Source organism: Burkholderia sp. AU18528, from assembly GCF_002223215.2.
GTDB lineage: Bacteria > Pseudomonadota > Gammaproteobacteria > Burkholderiales > Burkholderiaceae > Burkholderia > Burkholderia semiarida.
In genome coordinates this window covers 483,048-506,907 of record NZ_NKFC02000007.1, presented here as the reverse complement: position 1 = coordinate 506,907, position 23,860 = coordinate 483,048, and the positions used below count along the sequence as shown (strand labels likewise).

Genomic DNA, 23,860 nt, shown 5'->3' with positions numbered 1-23,860 from the left:
CGTTGAAAGCACTCGTACTCGAACGCACGCGCGAGCTCGCGCTGCGCGACATCGACCTGCCGCAAGCGGTCGGCCCCGGCGACGTCCGGATCAAGGTCCATACGGTCGGCGTCTGCGGCAGCGACGTGCATTACTACGTGCACGGCGGGATCGGCCCGTTTCGCGTCGACGCGCCGATGGTGCTCGGCCACGAGGCGTCCGGCACGGTCGTCGAAACCGGCAGCGACGTCACGCACCTGCGCGTCGGCGACCGCGTGTGCATGGAGCCCGGCGTGCCGCGCCTCGATTCGCCCGCGACGCTGCGCGGGCTCTACAACCTCGATCCCGACGTGCGCTTCTGGGCGACACCGCCCATCCACGGCTGCCTGACGCCGTTCGTCGTGCATCCGGCCGCGTTCACGTACCGGCTGCCCGACAACGTGTCGTTCGCCGAAGGCGCGATCGTCGAGCCGCTGTCGATCGGCCTGCAGGCCGCGAAGAAGGCGGCGATGAAGCCGGGCGACCTCGCGGTCGTGATCGGCGCCGGCACGATCGGCGCGATGACGGCGCTCGCCGCGCTCGCCGGCGGCGCCGCGCGCGTGATCCTCGCCGACGTCGTGCCGGACAAGCTCGCGCTGTTCGCCGCCAACCCGGCCGTCACGACCGTCGACGTGCGCACGCGGCCGCTGGCCGACGCGGTGGCCGACGCCTCCGGCGGCTGGGGCGCGGACGTCGTGTTCGAGGCGAGCGGCAGCGCGAATGCGTATGCGGGGCTCGTCGACCTGATGTGCCCGGGCGGCTGCGCGGTGCTGATCGGGATGCCGGTCGCGCCGGTGCCGCTCGACGTGGTCGCGCTGCAGGCGAAGGAAGGCCGCATCGAATCGGTGTTCCGCTACGCGAACATCTTCCCGCGCGCGCTCGCGCTGATCGCGTCCGGCGCGATCGACGTGAAGCCGTTCATCTCGCGCACGTTCCCGTTCTCCGAAGGCGTGCGCGCGTTCGAGGAAGCGGCGAGCGGGCACCCGCGCGACGTCAAGATTCAGATCGAAATGGATTGAGCCATGGCCCAGATCACCTGCAAAGCCTTGTCGAAGCACTACGACGGCGGCCCCGCCGTGCTGCATCCGCTCGACCTCGAGATCGCCGACGGCGAATTCATCGTGCTGCTCGGCCCGTCCGGCTGCGGCAAGTCCACGATGCTGCGGATGATCGCGGGCCTCGAGGCGATCACCGGCGGCGAGCTCGTGATCGGCGATGCGGTCGTCAACGATCTGCCGTCGCGCGACCGGAACGTCGCGATGGTGTTCCAGAACTACGCGCTGTACCCGCACATGACGGTGTACGACAACATCGCGTTCGGCCTGCGGCGGCTGAAGGTGCCCGCCGACGAGATCGACCGCCGCGTGCGCGACGTCGCGCGCATCCTGAGCCTCGATGCATTGCTCGAGCGCCGCCCGCGTGCGATGTCGGGCGGCCAGCAGCAACGCGCGGCGATCGCGCGCGCGATGATCAAGACGCCCGCCGTGTTCCTGTTCGACGAGCCGCTGTCGAACCTCGACGCGAAGCTGCGCACGCAGTTGCGCGGCGACATCAAGCGGCTGCACCGGCAACTGAAGACGACCACGCTGTACGTCACGCACGATCAGCTCGAAGCGATGACGCTCGCCGACCGCGTCGTGCTGATGCGCGGCGGCCACATCGAACAGATCGGCACGCCGGCCGAGCTGTACGGCCAGCCGCATACGGTATTCGCGGCGGGGTTCGTCGGCACGCCCGCGATGAACTTCGCGGACGGCACGATCGAGCGCGTCGGCGCGACCGTGCTGCTCGACTGCAACGGCGCGCGCTGGCCGCTCGCGTCTTCACGCTTCGCGCGGCTGCAGGACGGCCAGCAGGTCAAGGCGGCGATTCGCCCGAACCACCTGCGGCTCGCCGCCGAAGGCGATCCGACCCCGGGCACGCTGTCGCTCACCGGCACGGTCGAGCTCGTCGAGCTGCTCGGCGCGGAGGCGCTCGTCACGCTGGACTGGCGCGGCCAGCCGTGCGCGGCCCTCGTGCCGGCCCCGATGGCCCCGACGCCGGGCGCCGTGGTAGCGTTTCGCTTCGACGAAGAAGCCCTGCATCTGTTCGACGCCGGCACCGAGCGCAACGTCACGCTGCCGGATGCGAACCCGATCGCGCACGCGGCGCCGCCGGCGGCCGCGACGCGCGCCACGCCGCCTGCCGCGACGGGCTGGTCGATGTCCCGCCCGTAGCACGCCGGCACGCCCCGACGGAGCACACGATGAACCCGGATCTCGAGATCGTTCCCACCCACCGCGACGAATCGTTCCGCGCGTGGGTCCACGACTATCCGCATTCGGTCGCGAAGTGGCACTTCCATCCCGAGTACGAGATTCACCTGATCCAGGCGTCGCGCGGCAAGGTGTTCGTCGGCGACCACATCGGCGATTTCGGCCCCGGCAACCTGATCGTCACCGGGCCGAACCTGCCGCACAACTGGGTCAGCGAGCTCGCCGACGGCGAACGCGTGCCGTCGCGCGACGTCGTGCTGCAGTTCTCGCGCGATGCGATCGAGAAGATGGTCGACGCGTTCAGCGAGCTGCAGCCGGTGATCGAGCTGATCGACGACGCGGCGCGCGGCGTGCAGTTTCCCGATCGCGTCGGCATCGAGGTCGCGCCGCTGATGCTCGAACTCGCTAACGCGCACGGCTGCCGGCGCGTCGAGATCCTGATGTCGCTGTTCGACCGGCTGTCGTCGTGCCGCGAGCGGCGCGTGCTCGCGGGCCCCGGCTACCGCAGCGACGCGCAGCACTACATGTCGTCGACCATCAACCAGGTGCTGTCGTACCTGCAGCAGAACCTGCCCGGCATGCTGCGCGAAGCCGACGTCGCCGCGTTCGCCGGCATGAGCGTGAGCACCTTCACGCGGTTTTTCCGGCGTCACACCGGCTCGTCGTTCGTGCGCTACCTGAACCGGCTGCGCATCAACGAGGCGTGCGAGCTGCTGATGTTTTCCGACCTGACGGTGACCGACATCTGCTACCGCGTTGGCTTCAACAACCTGTCGAACTTCAACCGTCAGTTTCTCGCGATGAAGCAGGTGCCGCCGTCGAAGTTCCGCGCGCTGCACCGGCTCAACGAACCGCACGGCCGCGACGACGCGCCGCCCCCGCGGCGCGCGCCGCCGCGCGCCCCTGACAGGACGCTTCATACGTGACATATCTCGGCATCGATCTCGGCACGTCCGAGGTCAAGGTTCTGCTCACCGATTCCCGATCGGTCCCGCTCGCGACCGGCTCGGCCACGCTGTCGATCAGCCGTCCGCATCCGCACTGGTCCGAACAAAGCCCGCAGGCGTGGTGGCACGCGATGCTCGACGCGATCGCGTCGGTGCGGGCCGCGCACCCGGCCGGCTTCGCCGCGCTGCGCGGCATCGCGCTGTCCGGGCAAATGCACGGCGCGACGCTGATCGACCGCGCGGACCAGGTGCTGCGCCCCGCGATCCTGTGGAACGACACGCGCGCCGGTACCGAATGCGTGGAGCTCGAGGCGCTGGTGCCGGAATCGCGCGCGATCACCGGCAACATGGCGATGCCCGGCTTCACCGCGCCGAAGCTGCTGTGGCTCGCCAAATACGAGCCGGCCGTGTTTCGCGCAGTCCACAAGGTGCTGCTGCCGAAGGACTACCTGATCTGGCGGCTGTCCGGCGAATTCGTGTCCGACATGTCCGACGCGTCGGGCACGCTATGGCTCGACTGCGCGCGCCGCGACTGGTCCGACCGGATGCTCGCCGCGACCGAGCTGTCGCGCGCGCAGATGCCGCGCCTCGTCGAAGGCAACGCGGCCGCCGCGCAACTGCGCGACACGCTGCGGCGCGAATGGGGCATCGCCGGGCCCGTGACGATCGCCGGCGGTGCCGGCGACAATGCGGCGTCCGCGATCGGCATGGGCGTCACGGGCGCCGGCAGCGGCTTCCTGTCGCTCGGCACGTCGGGTGTGCTGTTCGCCGGCAACGACCGCTTCGCGCCGAATCCGGACGCCGCCGTGCACGCGTTCTGCCACTGCGTCGAAGGGCGCTGGCACCAGATGAGCGTGATCCTGTCGGCCGCCGCGAGCCTCGACTGGCTCGCGCGCGCGCACGGCACGACGGCCGGCGCGCTCGCCCCGCGTGCGGAACGCGCCGATCCGGCCCGCGCGCCGCTGTTCCTGCCGTATCTCGGCGGCGAGCGCACGCCGCACAACGATGCGCATGCGCGTGGCGTGTTCTTCGGGCTGTCGAACGAACACGGTGCGGACGAGCTCGCGTATGCGGTGATGGAAGGCGTCGCGTTCGCGATGGCCGACGGCTACGACGCGCTGCGCGCGGCCGGCACGACGCTCGACGCGGTGTCGTTCATCGGCGGCGGCTCGAAGAGCGCGTTCTGGGCGCGGCTGTGCGCGAATGCGACCGGGCTCGCGATGCAGCGCCACGCGGACGGCGCGGTCGGCGCGGCACTCGGCGCGGCGCGGCTCGCGCGGCTGGCTGCGACGAACGACACCCTCGCGGAAGTCTGTGTCGCGCCGCCCGTCACGGAAACGGTCGCGCCCGATGCCGCGTCGGTCGATCTGCTGGCGGGGCGGCTTGCACGGTATCGGCGGCTGTATCGTGCGCTGCGGGACGAGTTCGCGGCGGCCGATTGAGCGTTAGAGCGATCGCGCTTGACCCGGCCCTTGGGATCGCCTTTATGCTGACCGCAACGAATCGACAGCAAAGAGGTGACGGATGGGTTCGTCCACGCCCCGTTTGAACGCATCGGCCGCCGCCGCGCGGCTCGGCGTCTCGATCAAGGCGCTGCGGCTGTACGAGCGGCACGGCCTCGTCACGCCCGAGCGCACGCCGGCCGGATACCGCGCGTACGGCCCGGACGACCTCGCGCGCGCCGCCGACATCGCGGCGCTGCGCAAGCTCGGCCTCGGTCTCGCGCAGGTGGCGCGCGTGCTCGGCGGCGATGCGCGCAGACTCGATGCGGCGCTCGGCGCTCACGAAGCGGCGCTCGATCGCGGAATTCAGGATCTCGTGAGCAAGCTCGACCGCGTGCGTGCGATGCGCGCCGGCCTGGCTCGGGGACGGATGCCCGCGGACGGGGAACTCACGCGGCTGCTCGACACGGGCAGCGCCGGCGTCGCGTTCAGCCTGCCGTGGCCGTGGGGCGGCGAACGGTTCGAGTATCGCGATATCCGGCCGTTGAACTACATCATCGGTTCGCTCGGGAGCGGCAAGACGCGGCTCGCGCTTCGGCTGGCCGACGCGCTGCCCGGCGCCGTGTTCGTCGGCCTCGATCGGCTCGACGACGATGGTGCAGCCGCATCGAATGCATTGCGTGCCGATCCGGAACTGAAGTCGCGTGTCGACCGCACGTCGGCGTTGCTCATCGGCAAAGGCGCGACGCCGTCGGCGGCGCTGACCGCACTGCTCGTCGGCCTCGAAGCAGCAAGCCCGCGCGTGCGGATCGTCGACATGATCGAACAGGATCTCGATCGCGCCACGCAACTGGCGTTGATCGCGCATCTGCGCGAATGCGCGGCCGCCGGCATGCGGCCGCTGTTCTTGTTGACGCGCTCGTCGGCGATCCTCGATCTCGCGGCGGTCGGCCCCGACGAAACCATTCTGCTGTGCCCGGCCAATCACAGCCCGCCTGTGCGCGTGGCGCCTTACCCGGGCGCGCCGGGGTATGAAGCCGTGGCCACGTGCCTGGCGGCGCCGGAAGTTCGGGAGCGGGTCGCGCGGCGGCCGGAAGCGGCGCGCTGTCAGGCCTGATAGGCAGCAGAAGAGAAGATTTGCCGGCCCGCCCCGTCGGCGAACCTGGCGGCACGCGTCAAGCAGGTAGAAATCGACCTGGACGACAGGCGTGCCCGCAAGCCTGCGATCGTGACCGAGAAAGGTTCGGAAAAGTCCGGTGCTTGCCGGGCGCTATTGGACGGGTCAGCAAGCCGTCTTGTCCGGATGGCCAAAAACGCGCGCGGCCGGACGATCGCCCCTACGATGAAGGGCATCCGAAACCGTTCGTTCCGAGGTATCGTCCACCTCTGCCCCAGCATTCCACATGACCGCACGCAATGAAAACAGCACCGCCCCGGCCGATATCGGCCCCTTCGACGCGATGAGCCGATTCCGCATCACGTACGACGGGCCCGCGCTCGAATCGTCCGAGATGGACGTGCGCGAACTCGCGCCCGCGCTGCTCGCCTTCGGCGATTTGCTCGACGCGTCGACCCGCGCCCTGTGCGGCGATCAGGTTCGGCCGCGGGTGAACGTGCGCGGCAGCTTCAAGACCGGCAGCTTCGGCATCGACTTCACGCTCGCCACCTCGCTGCTCGGCCGCATGCGCGATCTGCTGAGCGGCAGCGAAGGCACGGCGCTCGCCAATGCGGTCACGATCCTGACCGCGCTGGGCATTGCCGCACCCAAGGCGAGGAAGGGGCTTTTCGCCGTCCTCAAATGGCTGCGCGGGCGCGAGATCACGCACGTGCGGATGAAGGACCACACCGCGGTGCTGCACGTCGATGGCGACACACTCGAGATCGACCTGCCCGTGCTCACACTGCTGCGCGACGTCCGCGTTCGCCGTGCAACCGCGCAAGTGCTTGCGCCGCTCGCGCGCGAAGGCATCGAGATTTTCGCGGCGGGCACCGATACCGAGGTGTACGAGACAGTCGCCCGCAACGAGATCGCATGGTTTCACGCGCCCGAGCCAGCCGATGCGCTGCTGCTCGACGAGCATCGCAAGATGGCGTTCTCGATCGTGTCGCTCGCGTTCAAGGACGACAACAAGTGGCGGCTGTACGACGGCACGTCGACGATTCACGCGACGATCACCGACGCCGGCTTCCTGTCGCGCGTGAACAACAGCCAGATCAGTTTCAGCAAGGGCGACGTGCTCCTGTGCAATGTCCGTATGCAGCAGTGGCAAACTTCGGACGGCGCAAAAACCGAATACGAGGTCACGGATGTCCTCGAACATCGCCCGGCGGGCCTGCAGATTCCGTTGTCGGGCCTCTGATCCACGTCGCCGCCTCGCGCCCGACGCAACTTCTCACCACTCATGAAACCGGCGATCCATCTGCGTGCCGCCTCGCGGGAAGACCTCCCCTTCCTGCTGACGCTCCGTCGACTCACGATGACCGAGCACCTGCAGCGCGTCGGCGCGCCGACCGACGACGAAGCACACGACCGACGCATCCGCGCGAACTTCGACGACGCGATGATCGTCTGCGAAGGCGCCGACGCCATCGGCCTGCTGAAGGTGACGCGCGCGGCCGGCGACTGGCACGTCCATCAGATCCAGATCCTTCCCGCGTGCCAGGGTCGTGGAATCGGCGCGGCCGTACTGAACGCATTGCTGACCGACGCGGCACGCGAGCGCGTATCCGTATCGCTGAGCGTGCTGCACGGCAACCCGGCGCGGCGGCTCTACGAACGGCTCGGCTTTCGCGTCGTATCGGAAACCGATACGAGCGCGAACATGATCCGGCGCGCGTGACACGTGTCGTTTCGACGCCGCCACATTTCTGTTACTGCGTGATCTTCGCGTCCTTCAGCAGGTTGCCGATCATCTGCGCACTCGCCTTCTCGACCGCGATCGCCTGCAACTGCTGCTGAAGCGTCGGCTTCGCGGTTTCGAAAGCCGGCACCTGCGTCGGCCGCTTCGCATCCAGCTTCACGATCGCCCGCACGCCATCGACGGGAATCGAATCCTTCGTCACCGCGCCGACGGGCAGTTTCTCGAGCGCCTGCGCGACCGGCAGCGGCAACCCGGCCGTCTTGCCCGCCGCCGCCGGCGTGTTGAAGCTCACCCACGGCAGCTCGCCGCCGGTATCGCGGCTCGGCGCGACGCTGTACTGGCGCGCGAGCCCGTCGAACGACTTGCCCGCTTTCAACTCGCTCAGCACGGTGGCCGCCGCGACCGGATCCTTGACGACGATCACGCGCGGCTTGTATTCGTTCTTGCCGAGCGCGGCGACGAGCTCGTCGTAGCGCGCCTTGACCTGCTCGTCTGTCACGGGCTCCGGCTTCACGTTGTCGCGCAGGTACAGCTGCACCTCGGCCGTCACCTTCGCCTGCTGCATCGCCGCCTTGACCTCGGGCTTGTCCGCGTAGTTGGCCTTCTCGGCCGCCTGCTGCACCAGCACGCGCGTGATCAGCTGATTCTTGATCGCCTCGCGGATCTGCGGCGAATCGGCCTGCCCGGACGCGCGCAGCAGCGTATCGACGTCGGCCTGCGTGATCGGCGTGCCGTTGACGGTCGCGACGGTCGCCGCGCCCGCCGCCGTTTCCGCGTGGACGGGGCCCGTCAGCGCGCCGGCTAGCGCAGCGATCAGCAACAGGCGGTTCGGTGTCGTTTTCATTTTCGTCATGTCGTCACTTCGGCTCAAAAATCGCGGCATCGGGCTGCCGCGCAAATTCACCGGCGCGGCAATGTGCCGGCGCAACCGGTCGGTCGATTCGGTTCATCGTCGTGTGCACGTGCACTGCCTGCCGGTGCCGCCGCTATTGTGCCCGGATCGGGCTTTCCGCGCCGTGGGGTTGGGAACGGCCGCCCGGCGGGCGGTGAGGCGCGCGTTGCGCACGCCGCTCATTACGCACGCGCGATGCGGAAATTGCGTGGAAGCACGATGGACGTCCGGCGACACGCGGTGAATCCCGTCGTTGCCGCGCGGGCACGGCCGGCGGACAGCGGCCGCGCACGCGTGATCGATGTCATGGCGTCCACCGGTACACGGTGATGCTGTTCCCCTTCACGTTGTTCTTCATCACCACGTACTCGCCGTTCGACCGGCGATACGCACGGATGCTGTACATCGCATCGATCGCGCTGCTGGTATCAACGGTCGCGGGGCTCGCGTTCACCAGCGTCGTGTCGAGGCTTCCCGTGGTCAGGTTGAACGCGTCGACGTTCGGCCACAGCGGCCCGCTGCTGCTGAACCAGTAGCCGACGAACAGGTGGTTGCCCGCCGCGTCGATCGATTTCGCGCCGCTGTGCGGCAGCGTGATCACCGGGTCGGGCTTCGTCGTGTTGCCCGCGCGCCAGCCGTGATACACCTCGATGCGCGTGCCGATCGACGTCCAGTCGTTGCTGCCGAGCGCGCCCTGCGCGAGCACCATCGTGTCGCTGTCCGCGAGATAGACGATGCGCGTGAGCGGCTGGATGCTGGCCGGAATGCGGGTCGCGACGCCGGGCCCCCACGACGGCTTGCCGTTCGCGTCGAAGCCGGTCAGCGGGTAATGCGTGATCGCGCCGGTCTTGTCGAGGCCTGCCCATACGCCACCCTGGCTGTCGAGGCTGAAGCCGCCCGTCACGCGCTGCGTCGTGTTGAACGCAGGGCCGGGAAGCGAGCCGTCCGGAATCGCGACGTAACCGTTCGCCGCGTTGAAATGATAGAAGTAGAACACCGGCGGGTTCTGGCCGGCCGCGACGAGAATCCGGTTCGCGCCGACCGACGTGAGCAGCCCGAAGTGTTCGTCGCGCTGCGTGTCGCTCATGTTGATGCGCGGGTCCGACGGATACGTGAACGGATCGACGGTGTTCGCGACGAACTTGCCGCCCGCTCGGCCGCTGTAGATGTGCGTGCCGCCGTAGAACAGCGCGCCGTCCGTGACCGGGTCCGGCGCGGCGATGCCTTCGAAGTTCAGCGACTGCAGTGTCCAGCGCAGGCTGCCGGTGCTGCTGTACGCGTGAATATCGGTCGCGCCGTTACGGCCGAGATCCCAGCTGCCGCCCCACGGATTGTTGAGCACATAGAGATTGCCGCCGGTATCCTTGCCGATCCCGACGATGCGCGTGAAGCGTTGCGGGCCGACCTGCCCCTTGATGCCCGTCGTCGTGTCGAGATAGCCGCCGCGCACGCCGAACGTGCCGACGAGCGCCGGCCGGCCCGAGATCGAATAACGCTTGATGTTCTGGTCCGGGCCTTCGTCGCCCACCAGCAATTGCCCGGCCGCCGCGTCGACATACACCGCCGACGGCTGGGAGCCGGCCGGCATGCGGATCGTGTTCAGCAGCGCGCCGGCCGGGCTGAAGCCGACGATCGAGCCGGCACGCTTCTGCGCGACCCACACGTTGCCCGCGCCGTCCACCGCGAGCGCGCCCGGCGCCGACACGCCGATGTCGCGCTGCCACACGCCATCGGTCGTGAACACGCGCACGCGATTGCCGTAGAAATCGCTCGCATACAACAGCGAGCCGGCCGTCGCGAGCCCGGTGACGACGTCGATGCGCGGCTGGTTGGTTGCCGCGCTGATCTGGATCACGCGGTCGCGATACTTCGTCGCGCGGTTGTAGCGCCCCACCGCGCCGCTGCCGTAGGTCTTGCCGGGCTGCAGCGCGACGAACAGCGATGTCGCGTTGCCGGTGATCGCGCTGCCCTGGAATTCCGAATGCGCGCCGATCGAGCCGATGCTCTTGCCGTTCTGGTAGATCGCGACGCCACCTTCGTCCTCGTCCCACATCGACGCCGTGTAGATCACGCCTTCGGGTGCGACCCACATCGCGCGCGCCACGTTGCCGGCGTGCGCCGCGAGCGTGCCGTACGTGTTCGCGATCCAGTCGGTCGTGTTGGCTGCATGCGCGGCGGATGCACATGCGGCGATCGCCGCGGCAACAAGCGCGGCCCGGATTCGTTGTCTGGCGACCATGACGGAGGCTCTCCTGAATGAGACAAACATTCACATGAAGGATCGGCCGGCCAGATGGCTTGAAGTCCGCGAGATGTAAATTCTTCCCTGAATCATCCGGCGCAGTCGGTATGACGTACGGCATGCGTTCGATAATGCGCAGGGCGAGAATAGCGTTATATAAATCGAAAAAAATTGCGAATCGCCCGCGCTTGCGGCGAGCGCGGCTTCGCGTCAGTAAATGGTCACTTACGCGTCAGATCGGAAATGGAGAAAATCAGGCATTCGCCGCCGGGAATATCGCCGGGGATTCAACGACGATAGATTGAAACGGCGAATGCCATTTCGGCAGTATCGGGTAAAATCCACTGTCCCCAAACGAAAACGCCGGCCTGAATCCGTGTCGAATCCAGGCCGGCGAATATCATTTGCTGCGGGTCAGGCAATGCAGCGTTTGCGCCACCGCATTGCCGTGCGTCAAGCCGACGTTTCCCTCACCTTCACCTCGGCGACGCGCGCGCCGTCCGGATCGTCGCCATCGCGCGGCGCGTCGAGCTGCCCTTCCCACTTCGCGACTACGGCCGCCGCGATCGAGTTGCCGACGGCGTTGGTGGCCGAGCGCCCCATGTCGAGGAACATGTCCACGCCCATGATCAGCAGCAAGCCGGCTTCGGGCAGGTTGAACTGATTGAGCGTCGCCGCGATCACGACGAGCGACGCGCGCGGCACGCCGGCCATCCCCTTCGACGTCACCATCAGCATCAGCAGCATCGTGATCTGCGTGCCGAGCGGCAGATGGATGCCGTACACCTGCGCGATGAACAGCACCGCGAACGTGCAGTACATCATCGAGCCGTCGAGGTTGAACGAATAGCCGATCGGCAGCACGAAGCTCGAGATCTTGCGATTCACGCCGAAGCGGTCGAGCGCGTCCAGCAGCTTCGGATACGCGGCCTCGGAGCTGGCCGTCGCGAACGACAGCAGGAACGGCTCGCGGATCAGCCGGAGCAGCGTGAACGCGCGCTTGCCGAGGAACGTCACGCCGGCGAGCGTCAGCACGGCCCACAGCAGCGCGAGCGCCAGATAGAAGCTCGCCATGAACTTCGCGAACGTGAGCAGGATGCCGAGCCCTTCGGTCGTGATCGTCGACGCGAGCGCCGCGAACACCGCAACGGGCGCGAACCACATCACCGTGCCCGTTACCTTCAGCATCACCTGCGCGAGATCGTCGATCACGGCGGTCAGGCGCTTGCCCGCTTCGCCGAGCGCGGACAGCGCGGAGCCGAAGAAGATCGAGAACACGACGATCTGCAGGATTTCGTTGTTCGACATCGCCTCGGCGATCGACTTCGGCACCAGGTGCACGACGAAATCCTTCAGCGTGAACGCACCCGTCTTCAGGTTGAGTGCCGCATCGGATGCCGGAAGCGGCAGGCTCAGGTGGCTGCCGGGCTGCAGGATCGTCGCGGTCAGCAGGCCGAGCAGCAGCGACGTAAACGACGCGATGAAGAACCAGCCGAACGCCTTGACGCCCACGCGGCCCACCGCGCTGCCGTCGCCCATCTGCGCGATGCCGACGGTCAGCGTCGCGAACACCAGCGGCGCGATGATCATCTTGATCAGGCGCAGGAACACATCGGACAGCAACGACACGTACCCGGCGACCTCCTTCGCCATCTTCGGGTCGGGAAACGCGCTATGGCAGGCGTAACCCACGGCGATACCCAGCATCATCGCGACGACGATGTACCTGGTGATGTTGTGCTTCTTCTTCATTAGTAATCCAAATCACAAAGCGTATGTTGCTAACGGCTGGCACAGCTTCCGCGTCCGGCTGCGAATCGAAACCCACGTCTCTCTGGGTGCGACCTGCCCGCCATCGGCGCTCGCCATGGCGGACAGGGGGGGCATTCTAACGCAAATGGCTCGCCGGCTTTCAAATCTGAAAGCAGCACGGGTTGATCTGCGTCCTGAACCCGCCGGGAAAGGGACGCCTGCCACGCCCGGCCTGCCGAAATCGTCACGCAGGCAGCGACACGATCAAGCGATCGCGACACATTCTCACAAACCTGCGCAGACCTCGACACTACGGCACGTAAACGGTCTGTAATATTTGGAAATGATTCGCGTTGACAACGTGCAGCGACGTCAACGCGCAATTCCGAGCCGGAAATGCGGCACCGCGTTCGCGCCATGGCTTCCATCAGGCCGAGTTATTCATTTCGTCAGTATTCCTTGAAATGAAGGATCGGGAAAAAGCGGCATCGTGATGAACATTCTTTACACCAACTTCCACGGCGACTATGGCGGCGGACAGGACACCTACGTCCGCGATCTCGCCGTCGCGATGAGCCGTCATCACCGCGTGACCGTCGCGTCGCCGGAAGGCAGCCGCTTGTCGCGACTGCTGAAGGGCACTCCCGACGTGGCCATCTTCGACATGGAATTCAAGCCGCGCTGGAACCGGCTGTGCCGCGAGATTCTCCGGCTGCGCCAGCGGATCGCCGCCGAACGCTTCGATGTGATCCATGTGAACGGGTCCGCCGATCACCGGCAGGTCATGCTCGCGCTGCTCGGTTGCCGGTATCGGCCCGCGGTCGTGCTGACCAAGCACAACACCTATCGCGCCGACAGCTTCGGCAACCTCCTGCGCGCCCGGCTGGCCACCGACCACACGATCGCGGTCAGCGACTACGTCGCGAGCATGCTCGCGCTGCGCTCGCCGTACGGCAACGTCACGGTGGTCAAGCACGGCGTGCGTCGGCCGGCTGCCGAACGACTGGCGGCCGACGAGATCCGCCGCCGCAAGATCGCGCTGTTCGGCGCGGCCGGCGCGGATGCGATCGTGCTGGGCAGCAGCGCCGGCACCGCGCCAGAAAAAGGCTGGATGGACCTGATCGCCGCACTCGGCCGCCTGCCCGAAACTGAACGGGAGCGGTTTCGCGTGCTGCTGGTCGGCGCGGAGCCATCCGGCGAACAGCGCGAGGAGCTCGCGCGGCACGGCATGGCGTCGCGTACCGCGTTCACCGGGCGACTCGACGATGTGCGGGCGCCGTTCTCGATCATCGACGTGTCGTTCGTGCTGTCGTATCACGAGAGCCTGTCGTATGCATGCCGCGAAGCGATGTCGCTCGGCTGCCCCGCGATCGTGACGCGCGTGGGCGGGCTGCCCGAGAACGTCGAGCCGGGCGTGGACGGCTGGGTCGTCCCGCCACGCGAGCCCGCGGCGATCGAAGCGATCCTGCGCACGATCGCGGAGGATCCGGGCCGCGTCCGCGCGATGGGACGCAGCGCGCGGCTGAAAGGCAAGCGAGAGTTCTCGTTCGACGCGTTCGTCGACGCGACCTTGTCCGTTTATCAGCAATCGGTTCGACACAACTCCTCCCGCTGGGTGACCTCGTTGAGATCCGCGAAATGGCAATGAATATCTGGAAGAAGTACCGGGACCGGCGCCACAAGGAATCGTCGGCCTACCGGAAAGCCGAGCCGATCATCGCGAAGTGGGCCGCGCATGCCGATTTCGCCGAGATCGGCGACTTCAAGACCCTGCGGATTTTCCGCAAGGCCGCATAACCCCACTTTCCTGCGATCCACCGATGCTTGCGCGCACCCCACGCTATCCGATCCTGATGTATCACCAGATCCGCCCGCTCCCGCCGCCGACCGACCGACTGCGCAGCCTGAGCGTCGCGCCCGACGCGTTCCGCCGCCAGATGACCTTGTTCAGTCGGCTCGGCTACCGCGGGTTGAGCGTGCGCGAACTGCAGCCGTACCTGCGCGGCGAACGGCATGGCAAGGTCTTCGGCATCTCGTTCGACGACGGCTTTCTCAACGTGCTGACGCATGCGATGCCCGTGCTCGACGCGCTCGGGTTCACCGCGACCTGCTATTTCGTCGCCGGCCGGTTCGGCGGCGCGAACGACTGGGATGCCGGTGCGCCGACTGCGCGCTCGCCGCTGATGACGTGCGCAGACATGCTCACGTGGCGCGATCACGGCCATGAAATCGGCTCGCATACGCTCGATCATGTGGCCCTCTCATACGCGCCGTCACATGTATCGGCGTTTCAGTTGACCGAGTCGAAGCGGCAGCTCGAAATGCTGAGCGGCCAATGCGTCGAATCGTTCTGCTATCCGTACGGCGATCTCGACGCACGCGTGCGGGACCAGGTCATCGCCGCCGGTTACGGCAATGCGACGACGACCCGGCGCGGATGCGCCGGTGCGACCGACGATCCGTTTCTGTTGCCGCGGATTCCGGTCGCGGGTGGGGTCGGGGCTGCGAGGCTGTGGTTCAAGTGTGTGAAGGGGCGGGTTGCGGCGGGCGGGTAGCGTGCGTCGTCAGACGTCCAACTGGGTGGCCTGCTGAGCGGCATTGGGACCGTGGTATAGCACGGTGTCGCTCACAACCACGGTATCGAGGAAATCCGTCAGCGGCCGTGCGAACAACGGAACGGCGGAATCTTTCGATGCGCGGATCTCCGATACGACCGGCCGGATATTAGCCCGGCACGTCGTCTATCAATGCATCGCCCGGTTCAAAAATTCAACACAACTCATGCTCCGAGCATGAAATAGAAGTCCATCCTCCACCATCAATTCGATAATTAAAGGATCACGCAGCTCGTAAAATTGCCAGGTTTAATACGTCCATCGAAGGTAGAAAATTCAACCCCTCCCAAATTGTGAAAACGCCCCTCATCAAGACAGCTTTGAAAGCCTGGCAACCCACGAAAATGTAGAAAAACTACATCGACAATCTCCAGCCCCACCCCGACGCCACCAAGACATATTTACATAATCGCCCGAAATTACCCCACATTTCACCCTTGACCAGCCACGCCGTCAGCGGTTAATGTTGAAAAACTACATAATTTATCCGACCATTCTGTTACGAGAACCGGCTTTCGTTTTATTGGCTTCGCTTCCGCCGAGAGCAGGATAATAATTTCTTACATAAAAGAAAGGAGTGCGAATATGTTCGTCAGAAACCTGAGAGATGTCGAAAAAGATGGACTGCTTGTCGAATGGGGCTCCGGCACAAGCCATCGCCTGTTGACGGAAAAGGACGGCATGGGTTACGGCGTGTGCCATACGGTGGTGCGTGCGGGGACGGAATCGCTCCTCCAATACCGCAACCATCTCGAAGCCTGTTATTGCATTGCGGGCGAAGGTGAGGTCGAGGACATGAACGGTAACGTCTTTCCGATCCGCCCGGGCACCATCTACGTGCTCGATCAACACGACCAGCATTACCTGCGCGGTGGCAAAGACGGGGATCTGGTACTTGTCAGCGTATTCAATCCCCCGCTCAAGGGACACGAACGGCATAACCTGGAGTCTGCGGAAGCATCCGCATACTGAGGCTGGATACGCTCATCCCGGGAGGCCCGGGGTACCAGTCCTCCCGGCAACGTCCGCGGGAGCGCCCATGCATCGCGTGCTCCGCGCAAAAGAAAGGTGACCGTTCGTGCGCGCCCAGCATCAAGCCTTTTTCCATTCGCTTTTCCTTGCCCGCCTCGCCGATCAGATTCTGTTGTTTCTGGTGCCGCTGGTCATCTTCCAGATGACAGGACGCGTGTCGTGGTCGGGCATCGCGTTTTCGCTCGAAACACTGCCGAGATACCTGTGCTTCCCGTTTCTCGGCGCGCTTTGCGACCGGTATTCGCCCACGAAGCTGATGCGCGTCAGTCAGGTTCTCCGCGCGGCGGTATGCGTCGCGGGCGTCGCCGCCTACGACCTCGTCGGCGGCATCGGATGGCTGATCGCACTGTCCGCGTTGTGCGGCATGCTGACGAGTCAAGGCATCGTTGCGCGCGAGGTAATGCTGCCGCAGATATTCAGCAGCCATCGCTTCGAAAAAGTGCTGTCGTATTCGCAATTGGCCGATCAGCTTGGCCTGGTGCTTGGCCCCATGCTCGCGGCGATCCTGCTGTCCTGGTGGCGCTGGGAATTCGTCGTGGCGGCCGCGGCCGTGCTGTTCGTCACAGCCGACGTCGCGCTCGCCTATTGGCAAAAGGCCAGCGCGTTCGAATTCGCGATGCCGGAAGGTTCGCACGGCACCTGGTTCAAGCCGATCAAGACGGCCTTGTCTCACGTCGTCCATCTGCCGGGCCTCAAGTCCGTCATCATGCTGGCTGCCGCGGAGAACCTCGTGATCGGCGTCACGCTCGCGACATCCGCTGCGATGGTCACCGGCTTTCATCACGAAAGCGGACGCTATTACGCAGGACTGCAAACGGCAGGCGCGTGCGTGACGATCGCGATTCTGCTGATGACGGCGAGGTTGCATGTCCCGCGGCGCATCCTCGGCCTCGTCGGCTTCGGTTCGATCTGTGTCGGCGGCGTGATCGCGGCAGCCAGCCCGGGAATTGCGGGGTACGTTTTCGGCTTCCTGCTGATCGTCGGGTTCGACAAGATGTTCAACGTGTACATCCGGAGCACGCGGCAGAAGATCATCCCCGCGCGTGACTACGGCAAGACGACGGGCGTCATCATCCTCCTCAACAACATGACACAGCCGCTCGCGGGCGTCGCGGTAGGCGTGTTCTCGACGCGTTTCGGACCAGACACGGTGATCATGGTTCTGTCCGTGTGCATGGGTTGCCTCGGGTCGCTGGTCTCGCTCGCGCCCCGCATTCGAAAAGACCACAGCCCCTCGTCGGCCTCGGCGTCCTCGCATGAAGGCTGATGCCATGATTGAACGATTCCCGGAGTACTTCGAGCGCAGCGCGAGCAGCCGGCGAGACAAAGTCGCGCTGGTGGTCGACGGACGTTCGGCAACCTATGGCGAATTGCTGGACGTGATGTCGACGATAGCCGATACGCTTCACCGTCTCGGCATTCCCGCCGGCGCGCGCGTCGCGCTCTATTCGGAGATGTCCGTGCATGCGGTGGCGGCTGCATTCGGCATCCTGAAGGCGGGATGCATACTGGCATGCATCAGGCACACGATCGACACCGCCGAACTGGAGCAGCAGATCGCGGATTGCGGCGCCAGCGCGCTTGTGGCATCGCGATCGACCTCGCCGCGCGTCGCGTCTCGTCATCGCGCGGTCACGATCGACGCGACCCGCGGCGACCTGTCGGACTATGTCGTCTGCTTCGCGACCGACGGCGCATCCGAAGCGGTCAATCCCTCCGTGGATGACGCCGCAACGATCTTCTACACATCCGGCTCGACCGGCGATTCGAAGGGCGTGCTCGTCACGCACCGGAACATGATTGCCGCATTCCGCTCCGTGTCCGGCTATCTCGCCAATAGCGAACGCGACATCGTGCTCAGTTTCTCCCCGGGCTTGAGTTCGGACTACGGCTTTTACAACACGGTCATGCCGCTACTGTTCGGGGGCCGTGCCGTGGTCGAGACGGCGTTGCCCGCGTCGGGCGCCGCCATCGTCGACATCATCGAGCGACACGGCGTAACCGGCCTGCACGTCTTTCCGCCGGCACTTTTCCGTCTGTGCGAATCGGGCGACCTGCCTGCCTCGAGACTGCAATCGCTGCGGTATGTCTCGACCAGCGGACAGGCGTTGCCCGGCAAGTACATACGCCTGCTCAGGCGTGCGCTACCGGCTGTCCTGATCTACTGCAACTACGGTTCGACCGAGTGCAAACGCATCGCCTACCTGCCGCCCGCCGAACTCGATCGACGTATCGGCTCGGTCGGCAAAGCCATTCCGGGCGTCAGAACCTACCTCGTCGGCAACGACGATGCGCTCGTGGTCCAGCCCTGGCAGGTCGGTGAACTGGCGGTAGCCGGCGATCTGCTGATGGAGAGATACTGGGGGCGCGAAAGCGATACCGCCCGCGTCATTCGCAAAGGATGTTTCGGTGAATCGCGCGTGTTCATGACCGGTGATCTGTTCGCGATGGACGAGGACGGATTCCTGTTCTTTCAATGCAGGAAGGGCGACCTGTTCGATCGAGACGGCGTGCCGGTGAATCCGCGTGCCGTCGAGCGGGTATTGCTCGATCACGAATCCGTTTCGGAAGCGCTCGTCGTACCGGTTTCCCGATCCGACGGCGCACACGTCCCCAAAGCCTATGTCGTTCCGGCTGCGACATCTGCGGCCAATGCAATCGAGCTGCTCGATCATTGTCGCCGCCATCTGGATTCCGCCGCGGTTCCGGCAAGCATCGACTTTCTGCGAGCGCTGCCAAGAACGTTCGGCGGCAAGGCATCCGCCCAGGGTTTGAACTGATACCACATGCGAAGAGGTCAACCATGACGTCAAGCGGAATCGAGGACGGCGCGGAGCAATACCTGGAAAGCGCGCCGATGATCCGGATGGCAAGTTATTTTCACAGCCTGGCGACGGGCGCGACGCAAGTGCCGAAGCAATCGGTCGCGAGCCGCATCCGCCATTTGCTGCACGATCCGGACGTGCTTGCGTATCACGACCTGATGGTCGCCGAGGCCGGGCCGCTGTTCACGCATTTTCTTGCCAGCGTGCCAGCCATACTGGAGGAAATGTCGCGCGTCGGCGTCGCGCTCACGCGGTATTCCGAACGTCGCAGGCAGCACGCGGATCAGCACTTCGAGTTTTACGAAGTCGATGCCTTCGACGGCACCAACGGCAGAACGCTGGCAAAACGATCGAACGGCCTGATCCGCACGTTCACGAACTCGCCCAATCCGGCCAACGAAACGGGGTTCAACCAGTTCGCCAATCACGACTTCTCGACGTTCCATCCGCAGGCATTCGCCCACGTTACCCCTCGGCTGTTCCGGGAGCATCCGCGCCTCGACCGCTTCTCCGGCACGTTCGACTACATCTACGAGACTGCCGCATTTCAGTTCTATGGCGTGGATCGCGCGGAGCAGATTCGTCATGTCGCACGTCTGCTCAAGCCGAACGGATTGATCTTCTTCCTCGAGAAGCTCAACTGCGATTCGTTCGACGAGTACGACAAGCGCGAGCGCGTCAAGGACGAACTGCACAAGCGTCATTACTTCAGCCGCGAGGAAATCGACTGGAAGCGCAACCAGATGCTTTCGCAGATGCAAAACGGACAGGTGACGTTCGATACGCTCGTCGCGGCGATCCACGAGCAGTTCGAACATGTCTATCTGCTCTGGAACGGGACGAATTTTCACGAGTTCGTCGCGTCCAACGACTCGCGATCGATCGAGGAATTCGTCTCGCTGCTCGGCGAACCCTGCATCGAGCCCGTGTTCTGCTTCGAGCACCCCGTACCGCGCAGAGTGGCCGGGCCGCGAGGAGAGGCGACGTGATGCAACTGCATGATGACTTGCCGGCAATGGATACGATCCGGTCATGCGTGGACGGGCTCGAACTCAAGCGCACGCAGATCGGAAGACGCATCGAACAACTGCTCCCGCGCTGGCAGGCTCGCGCACAGGCAGCCGATCAGTTCGCGCGCCTGTCGCCCGAGACAATGGCCGAACTGCACGACACCGGGCTGCTCCATCTGCTGACACCGCGCCGCTACGGCGGATTGCAGCAGGACTTTCCGACACTCGTCGAAGCTGCGCGGCTCGCGGCCACCGCGTGTGCGTCCACGGCCTGGATGTTGAGCGTCGTCGGCGGACATGTGACGACTGCGGCGCGCCTGCCCGCCGCCTGTCAGGACATCATCTTCGCGAACGGGCCGCGACAGCTGTTCGCGACGGCCACGGTTCAGAACGGCACGTTCGTCAGGGACGGCAGCGGATTCCGGTTGAACGGCATCTGGCGTTACAGCTCGGGCATCGATCACGCAACCTGGTTGATCGTCTCGGCACGACTCAGCGGGACGGACGCACCGGAAGCCCGGGAGATCTTCAAGGTCGTGGTTCGACGCGAAGACGTCCGTGCGCTCGACACGTGGCACGTGTCTGGCATGCGCGCGACAGGTTCCAAGGATATTGCATTCGACAAGCTGTACGTATCGGACGAGTGGGTCTTCGCTCGTTCGAACTATTTTGGCCCGCACCCCGCCGGCGCCGACCTGCATCCCGACGCGTATCTGTACGACGTGCCGCTCATCCCGTACAGCACGACGTGGATCATCGGACCGATTCTGGGCTGCGCACAGGGCGCGTATATGCACTGCATCAATACGCTCCGCGGTCACGGTAGAAGCGGCGACGCGGTGCTTTGCGGGCACATCGCGAAAAGCGACGCGGAGCTCGCCTGCGCGGGGCGTCTCTACGACGCGCTGGTCCGCACCTTGCACATGGCCGGCATCGCGCGGCGCGCGGTGTCGCCTGCCGAGACGGTCCGCATCAGGCGTGATCGCGCATTCATCGCGCAGCTTTGCGTCGGCGCGATCCGACGAATGATCGGCAGCATGGGCACTGCCGTGGCGTTCGACGCCCATCCTGCACAACGTCACTGGCGTGACCTGCAGGTCATGGCATCGCACATCGACGTCGGCTGGGACGCCGCGGCTGTTGCGTATGGCGGCCACGCGATCGCGCATTCGACGGATACGTCCCGCGATTCCCCGCCGGCGTATCAATGAATACCGCTGCGCCGGACGGCGAAACGGAGATGATCGACATGAACCGGGACGCGATATTCCGCGGCATTGCCGATGCGCTGGGACTCGCCGTGGACGAGGGTCTTGGTGCGGCCGGGCGGTACGCTCCGCTCATGCGCTGTGACAACCAGATCTTCGTCAGTGGACAAATTCCGAAGCTCAACGGCGAAATCGCCGTTCGCGGTTTGATCGGATCGGACGTGTCGGTGGACAGTGGTCGGCACGGCGCGATGATCTGTGCCGCTCGCTGCATCGCGCTATTACAACGGTCACTCGGCACCCTCGATCGGGTCCGGGCAGTTCCGCGCATCGGCGTCTACATGCAAAGCGACCCTGCATTCGAAGAACACAGTGCCGTCGCCGATGGCGCATCGGAGGTGGTGTATTCCGTGTTCGGCGAAGCGGGCGTGCACGCCAGAACGTCACTCAGCGCATTCCGGCTGCCTCGATACGCTGCGGTCGAAGTGGATCTGGTTGCGTTCGTCTGGCAGGATGCCGCGGAAGGCGGGCTCACAGAGAGGGGTAAGGGGCGGACGTAGAAGTCCAAAAAATTGTACGGTTAGAGCAGATTATTTCGAGGCCGTTTCACCATCAATTCAAAGACAACATATTGGGACCGCGAGCATCTTTTCTGACAACCCGCACTGTGGATGGCTCGCAGAAAAGTTGTCTTTGGTGCGCGCCCTCCCGCGTCCGAGTGCCCCTGTAGTACCAAGCGACAAATAATCTCGACGATTCCTTTTTTAGTGTCAACCGACTCTCCTGGCTAACTCGATCAACAGCTTTCGAAACAACGTCGAGCCGGGGGGCTCGCTACCTACTCTCAGCATCATCTGTTCGACCAGCTCGCAAGCTGCTCGCGTTTCGAAACTTCGCTCGCGCGCCAGTTCGTCAGTCGTCTCGGCTACCTCCTCGATCCTGCGATCGGCCAGTTGCACACCAATGACCTTGAACGTTCGCACCATCACTTTCCCTCCAATTCGTCAGAAGCGGAATCATCGAAGAGCAATCTCTGAATGTGAGCGGCAGCAGCCTTCGCGTGCTGTTCAGACGCTAACCCGGTGACTTGCACGTCCAAGCAGTAGTCAGCTTCCCCATTTTTCGAGTACCGCATCGAGACGGTAGGGCGACAGCCGCCTACTGTAGGCGTAACGGACTCGAGACAGCCTTTCAAATCACGGGTGGCCTTCTGAATATGTTCGTCAAACGCTTCTGCCATAAGTGGATACTCTGCGACTTCATTTCGTAGACTCTCGATGATGGCGGACAATGCCTCCCTAGCGATGGGGTATGATGGATTTGCCGTGTCACCATCGAAGCGCGGCTTGTCGTGGAAAAATTCGTCTTCCTCAAGTATCAATTCGCAATAGTCTTCCATATCGAGACACGCGTACCACACCGGAGCCCATCGTCCTGAATACAACTTGACGAGCACCCAGCGGCCGTAATCTCCACAAATTCGTGAGTTCAGTTCATCTTGAAATGACTTGAAAGTTCCGGATGGCGGGCGTTGCATAATACTCATGGTTGTCTTTCACGGTGCCGGGCTAGTGTCCTGTTCCGTTGTTAACTGGTCTATCTTCACGTAGCATGTTGACGTCAACGGAACGGGAGACGTCAGCATGGCGATGGGACGACCGAAGGCGGAACTGGTGCTGAGCGAAGACGAGCGTTCGCAACTGATGTCGATCGCGCGTTCTCGCTCGATTTCGGCTGCGTTGGTCTCGCGGGCGCGTATCGTGTTGGCGGCTGCGGACGGCGAGCCCAACAGCGCGATCGCGCAGCGCCTGCAACTCACGCGTGCCACGGTGGGCAAGTGGCGTCTGCGGTTTCTGGAGCAGCGAATCAACGGACTCTACGATGAAGTACGTCCCGGCAAGCCGCGTCCCATCGACGACGAGCGGTTGGCCCAACTGATTCACAAGACCCTGCACACGAAGCCGGCAGATGGATCCACTCATTGGAGTGTGCGCACGATTGCCGCCGAAACCGCCATCTCGCCGACAAGCGTGCACCGTTACTTCAAACTGCTGGGCCTGCAGCCGCACCGAAGTGAAAGTTTCAAGCTCTCGACCGATCCGTTCTTCATCGAGAAACTGCGCGATGTGGTCGGCTTGTATCTGAGTCCACCGGAGAACGCGCTGGTGCTGTGCGTGGACGAGAAGAGTCAATGTCAGGCGCTCGAGCGTACACAACCCATGCTGCCGATGGGTTTCGGCTACGTCGAAGGCGTTACTCACGACTACGTCCGTCATGGCACCACGACGTTGTTTGCCGCCCTGAATGTCCTCAATGGCGCCGTGCTCGCTACCTGCAAACCGCGCCATCGACATCAGGAATTCCTGTCGTTTCTGCGCGAAATCGACAAGGCCGTGCCAGCCGAACTCGACGTGCACTGCATCGTCGACAACTACGGCAGTCACAAGCATCCGAAGGTCAAGGCGTGGCTGGCGGCACGCCCCCGCTGGCATATGCATTTCATTCCCACCTACAGTTCGTGGCTCAACCAGGTCGAACGCTTCTTTGCGTTGATCACCGACAAGGCGATTCGTAGAGGCTCGTTCGGCTCGGTCAAACAACTGGTCAAGCGAATCGATCAATTCGTCTCCCACTACAACGAAAACTGCAAACCGTTCGTCTGGACCGCGTCAGCCGATTCCATCCTCGAAAAGCTGCATCGACTTTGCTCGCGAATCAGCGGAACAGGACACTAGCGCTCCGCTATCTCAAGAACCGATTG

Annotated in this window: 22 protein-coding genes; 17 read left to right on the top strand and 5 right to left on the bottom strand. The window is 64.6% G+C overall.

Features of this window, described 5'->3' with window-relative positions; translation table 11 throughout:
- Nucleotides 1–2 precede the first annotated feature (2 nt).
- The 7 genes from CFB52_RS29055 (at nucleotide 3) to CFB52_RS29020 (ending at nucleotide 7,502) form a co-directional block, all read left to right on the top strand.
- Nucleotides 3–1,037: an NAD(P)-dependent alcohol dehydrogenase gene (locus CFB52_RS29055; RefSeq protein WP_099318163.1), complete on the top strand. Its 1,035-nt coding sequence runs from the start codon at nucleotides 3–5 to the stop codon at nucleotides 1,035–1,037.
- A 3-nt stretch (nucleotides 1,038–1,040) separates the two neighbouring features.
- Nucleotides 1,041–2,234 (top strand): ABC transporter ATP-binding protein, encoded by a 1,194-nt coding sequence (locus CFB52_RS29050; RefSeq protein ID WP_099318162.1) that lies wholly within the window; start codon nucleotides 1,041–1,043, stop codon nucleotides 2,232–2,234.
- Between the two features lie 29 nt (nucleotides 2,235–2,263).
- A complete protein-coding gene (locus CFB52_RS29045) occupies nucleotides 2,264–3,199 on the top strand; it encodes an AraC family transcriptional regulator (RefSeq protein ID WP_060968105.1) in 936 nt (311 codons plus the stop codon).
- Entirely contained in the window at nucleotides 3,196–4,662 is a 1,467-nt protein-coding gene (gene xylB / locus CFB52_RS29040; RefSeq protein WP_099318161.1) for a xylulokinase, read from the top strand. Before CFB52_RS29045 ends, xylB begins: the two co-directional genes overlap by 4 nt.
- Nucleotides 4,663–4,744: 82 nt before the next feature.
- The gene (locus CFB52_RS29035) at nucleotides 4,745–5,779 is read left to right on the top strand and encodes a MerR family transcriptional regulator (RefSeq protein ID WP_099318160.1); all 1,035 of its coding nucleotides are present in this window, start codon (nucleotides 4,745–4,747) and stop codon (nucleotides 5,777–5,779) included.
- A 286-nt stretch (nucleotides 5,780–6,065) separates the two neighbouring features.
- Nucleotides 6,066–7,022 (top strand): hypothetical protein, encoded by a 957-nt coding sequence (locus tag CFB52_RS29025; protein ID WP_099318158.1) that lies wholly within the window; start codon nucleotides 6,066–6,068, stop codon nucleotides 7,020–7,022.
- Nucleotides 7,023–7,064: 42 nt separating this feature from the next.
- Nucleotides 7,065–7,502 carry an N-acetyltransferase gene (locus tag CFB52_RS29020; protein ID WP_059645112.1) on the top strand — a complete coding sequence of 146 codons (438 nt, stop codon included), beginning with the start codon at nucleotides 7,065–7,067 and terminating at the stop codon, nucleotides 7,500–7,502.
- A 31-nt stretch (nucleotides 7,503–7,533) separates the two neighbouring features.
- On the opposite strand, the gene CFB52_RS29015 is transcribed toward CFB52_RS29020, so the two are convergent.
- The 3 genes from CFB52_RS29015 to CFB52_RS29005 form a co-directional block, all read right to left on the bottom strand.
- Nucleotides 7,534–8,376: a peptidylprolyl isomerase gene (locus tag CFB52_RS29015; RefSeq protein WP_081059333.1), complete on the bottom strand. Its 843-nt coding sequence runs from the start codon at nucleotides 8,374–8,376 to the stop codon at nucleotides 7,534–7,536.
- Between the two features lie 343 nt (nucleotides 8,377–8,719).
- Nucleotides 8,720–10,654 (bottom strand): SMP-30/gluconolactonase/LRE family protein, encoded by a 1,935-nt coding sequence (locus tag CFB52_RS29010; RefSeq protein ID WP_099318157.1) that lies wholly within the window; start codon nucleotides 10,652–10,654, stop codon nucleotides 8,720–8,722.
- Between the two features lie 456 nt (nucleotides 10,655–11,110).
- A complete protein-coding gene (locus CFB52_RS29005) occupies nucleotides 11,111–12,409 on the bottom strand; it encodes a dicarboxylate/amino acid:cation symporter (RefSeq protein ID WP_059581262.1) in 1,299 nt (432 codons plus the stop codon).
- Nucleotides 12,410–12,902: 493 nt separating this feature from the next.
- Between CFB52_RS29005 and CFB52_RS29000 the strand changes: the two genes are divergently transcribed.
- From CFB52_RS29000 to CFB52_RS28970, 9 genes are all read left to right on the top strand, one after another.
- Nucleotides 12,903–14,057 carry a glycosyltransferase gene (locus CFB52_RS29000; RefSeq protein ID WP_099318156.1) on the top strand — a complete coding sequence of 385 codons (1,155 nt, stop codon included), beginning with the start codon at nucleotides 12,903–12,905 and terminating at the stop codon, nucleotides 14,055–14,057.
- On the top strand, nucleotides 14,054–14,206 hold the full coding sequence (locus CFB52_RS34840) for a hypothetical protein (protein WP_155634572.1): 153 nt from the start codon (nucleotides 14,054–14,056) through the stop codon (nucleotides 14,204–14,206). The genes CFB52_RS29000 and CFB52_RS34840 overlap by 4 nt, the downstream gene beginning before the upstream one ends.
- Before the next feature lie 23 nt (nucleotides 14,207–14,229).
- Nucleotides 14,230–14,964: a polysaccharide deacetylase family protein gene (locus CFB52_RS28995; protein WP_059581267.1), complete on the top strand. Its 735-nt coding sequence runs from the start codon at nucleotides 14,230–14,232 to the stop codon at nucleotides 14,962–14,964.
- A gap of 645 nt (nucleotides 14,965–15,609) precedes the next feature.
- Nucleotides 15,610–15,996: an ectoine synthase gene (locus tag CFB52_RS28990; RefSeq protein ID WP_039344448.1), complete on the top strand. Its 387-nt coding sequence runs from the start codon at nucleotides 15,610–15,612 to the stop codon at nucleotides 15,994–15,996.
- Between the two features lie 106 nt (nucleotides 15,997–16,102).
- Nucleotides 16,103–17,323 (top strand): MFS transporter, encoded by a 1,221-nt coding sequence (locus CFB52_RS28985; protein ID WP_099318155.1) that lies wholly within the window; start codon nucleotides 16,103–16,105, stop codon nucleotides 17,321–17,323.
- Nucleotides 17,313–18,836 carry a class I adenylate-forming enzyme family protein gene (locus CFB52_RS34950; RefSeq protein WP_218964213.1) on the top strand — a complete coding sequence of 508 codons (1,524 nt, stop codon included), beginning with the start codon at nucleotides 17,313–17,315 and terminating at the stop codon, nucleotides 18,834–18,836. The genes CFB52_RS28985 and CFB52_RS34950 overlap by 11 nt, the downstream gene beginning before the upstream one ends.
- Nucleotides 18,731–19,870 carry a class I SAM-dependent methyltransferase gene (locus CFB52_RS34945; protein ID WP_257220715.1) on the top strand — a complete coding sequence of 380 codons (1,140 nt, stop codon included), beginning with the start codon at nucleotides 18,731–18,733 and terminating at the stop codon, nucleotides 19,868–19,870. Before CFB52_RS34950 ends, CFB52_RS34945 begins: the two co-directional genes overlap by 106 nt.
- Nucleotides 19,870–21,102, top strand: a complete 1,233-nt coding sequence (locus tag CFB52_RS28975; RefSeq protein WP_099318154.1) for an acyl-CoA dehydrogenase family protein — start codon at nucleotides 19,870–19,872, stop codon at nucleotides 21,100–21,102. The genes CFB52_RS34945 and CFB52_RS28975 overlap by 1 nt, the downstream gene beginning before the upstream one ends.
- Nucleotides 21,099–21,659 (top strand): RidA family protein, encoded by a 561-nt coding sequence (locus CFB52_RS28970; RefSeq protein WP_099318153.1) that lies wholly within the window; start codon nucleotides 21,099–21,101, stop codon nucleotides 21,657–21,659. Before CFB52_RS28975 ends, CFB52_RS28970 begins: the two co-directional genes overlap by 4 nt.
- Nucleotides 21,660–21,869: 210 nt before the next feature.
- Here CFB52_RS28970 and CFB52_RS28965 read toward each other — a convergent pair whose 3' ends face one another.
- Together CFB52_RS28965 and CFB52_RS28960 are read right to left on the bottom strand one after the other, a co-directional pair.
- Nucleotides 21,870–22,085: a hypothetical protein gene (locus CFB52_RS28965; RefSeq protein WP_099318152.1), complete on the bottom strand. Its 216-nt coding sequence runs from the start codon at nucleotides 22,083–22,085 to the stop codon at nucleotides 21,870–21,872.
- Nucleotides 22,085–22,645 carry a hypothetical protein gene (locus tag CFB52_RS28960; RefSeq protein ID WP_144029774.1) on the bottom strand — a complete coding sequence of 187 codons (561 nt, stop codon included), beginning with the start codon at nucleotides 22,643–22,645 and terminating at the stop codon, nucleotides 22,085–22,087. The genes CFB52_RS28965 and CFB52_RS28960 overlap by 1 nt, the downstream gene beginning before the upstream one ends.
- Before the next feature lie 97 nt (nucleotides 22,646–22,742).
- On the opposite strand from CFB52_RS28960, the gene CFB52_RS28955 reads away from it, so the two are divergent.
- Nucleotides 22,743–23,834 carry an IS630 family transposase gene (locus CFB52_RS28955; RefSeq protein WP_099318150.1) on the top strand — a complete coding sequence of 364 codons (1,092 nt, stop codon included), beginning with the start codon at nucleotides 22,743–22,745 and terminating at the stop codon, nucleotides 23,832–23,834.
- Nucleotides 23,835–23,860: the final 26 nt, after the last annotated feature.

Coding starts and splice junctions, on each gene's coding strand:
- CFB52_RS29050 (WP_099318162.1), top strand. CDS start 1,041: ATGGCCCAGATCACCTGCAAAGCCTTGTCGAAGCACTACGACGGCGGC.
- CFB52_RS29045 (WP_060968105.1), top strand. CDS start 2,264: ATGAACCCGGATCTCGAGATCGTTCCCACCCACCGCGACGAATCGTTC.
- CFB52_RS29035 (WP_099318160.1), top strand. CDS start 4,745: ATGGGTTCGTCCACGCCCCGTTTGAACGCATCGGCCGCCGCCGCGCGG.
- CFB52_RS29025 (WP_099318158.1), top strand. CDS start 6,066: ATGACCGCACGCAATGAAAACAGCACCGCCCCGGCCGATATCGGCCCC.
- CFB52_RS29020 (WP_059645112.1), top strand. CDS start 7,065: ATGAAACCGGCGATCCATCTGCGTGCCGCCTCGCGGGAAGACCTCCCC.
- CFB52_RS29015 (WP_081059333.1), bottom strand. CDS start 8,376: ATGACGAAAATGAAAACGACACCGAACCGCCTGTTGCTGATCGCTGCG.
- CFB52_RS29010 (WP_099318157.1), bottom strand. CDS start 10,654: ATGGTCGCCAGACAACGAATCCGGGCCGCGCTTGTTGCCGCGGCGATC.
- CFB52_RS29005 (WP_059581262.1), bottom strand. CDS start 12,409: ATGAAGAAGAAGCACAACATCACCAGGTACATCGTCGTCGCGATGATG.
- CFB52_RS29000 (WP_099318156.1), top strand. CDS start 12,903: ATGAACATTCTTTACACCAACTTCCACGGCGACTATGGCGGCGGACAG.
- CFB52_RS34840 (WP_155634572.1), top strand. CDS start 14,054: ATGAATATCTGGAAGAAGTACCGGGACCGGCGCCACAAGGAATCGTCG.
- CFB52_RS28995 (WP_059581267.1), top strand. CDS start 14,230: ATGCTTGCGCGCACCCCACGCTATCCGATCCTGATGTATCACCAGATC.
- CFB52_RS28990 (WP_039344448.1), top strand. CDS start 15,610: ATGTTCGTCAGAAACCTGAGAGATGTCGAAAAAGATGGACTGCTTGTC.
- CFB52_RS34950 (WP_218964213.1), top strand. CDS start 17,313: ATGAAGGCTGATGCCATGATTGAACGATTCCCGGAGTACTTCGAGCGC.
- CFB52_RS28975 (WP_099318154.1), top strand. CDS start 19,870: ATGCAACTGCATGATGACTTGCCGGCAATGGATACGATCCGGTCATGC.
- CFB52_RS28970 (WP_099318153.1), top strand. CDS start 21,099: ATGAATACCGCTGCGCCGGACGGCGAAACGGAGATGATCGACATGAAC.
- CFB52_RS28965 (WP_099318152.1), bottom strand. CDS start 22,085: ATGGTGCGAACGTTCAAGGTCATTGGTGTGCAACTGGCCGATCGCAGG.
- CFB52_RS28960 (WP_144029774.1), bottom strand. CDS start 22,645: ATGAGTATTATGCAACGCCCGCCATCCGGAACTTTCAAGTCATTTCAA.
- CFB52_RS28955 (WP_099318150.1), top strand. CDS start 22,743: ATGGCGATGGGACGACCGAAGGCGGAACTGGTGCTGAGCGAAGACGAG.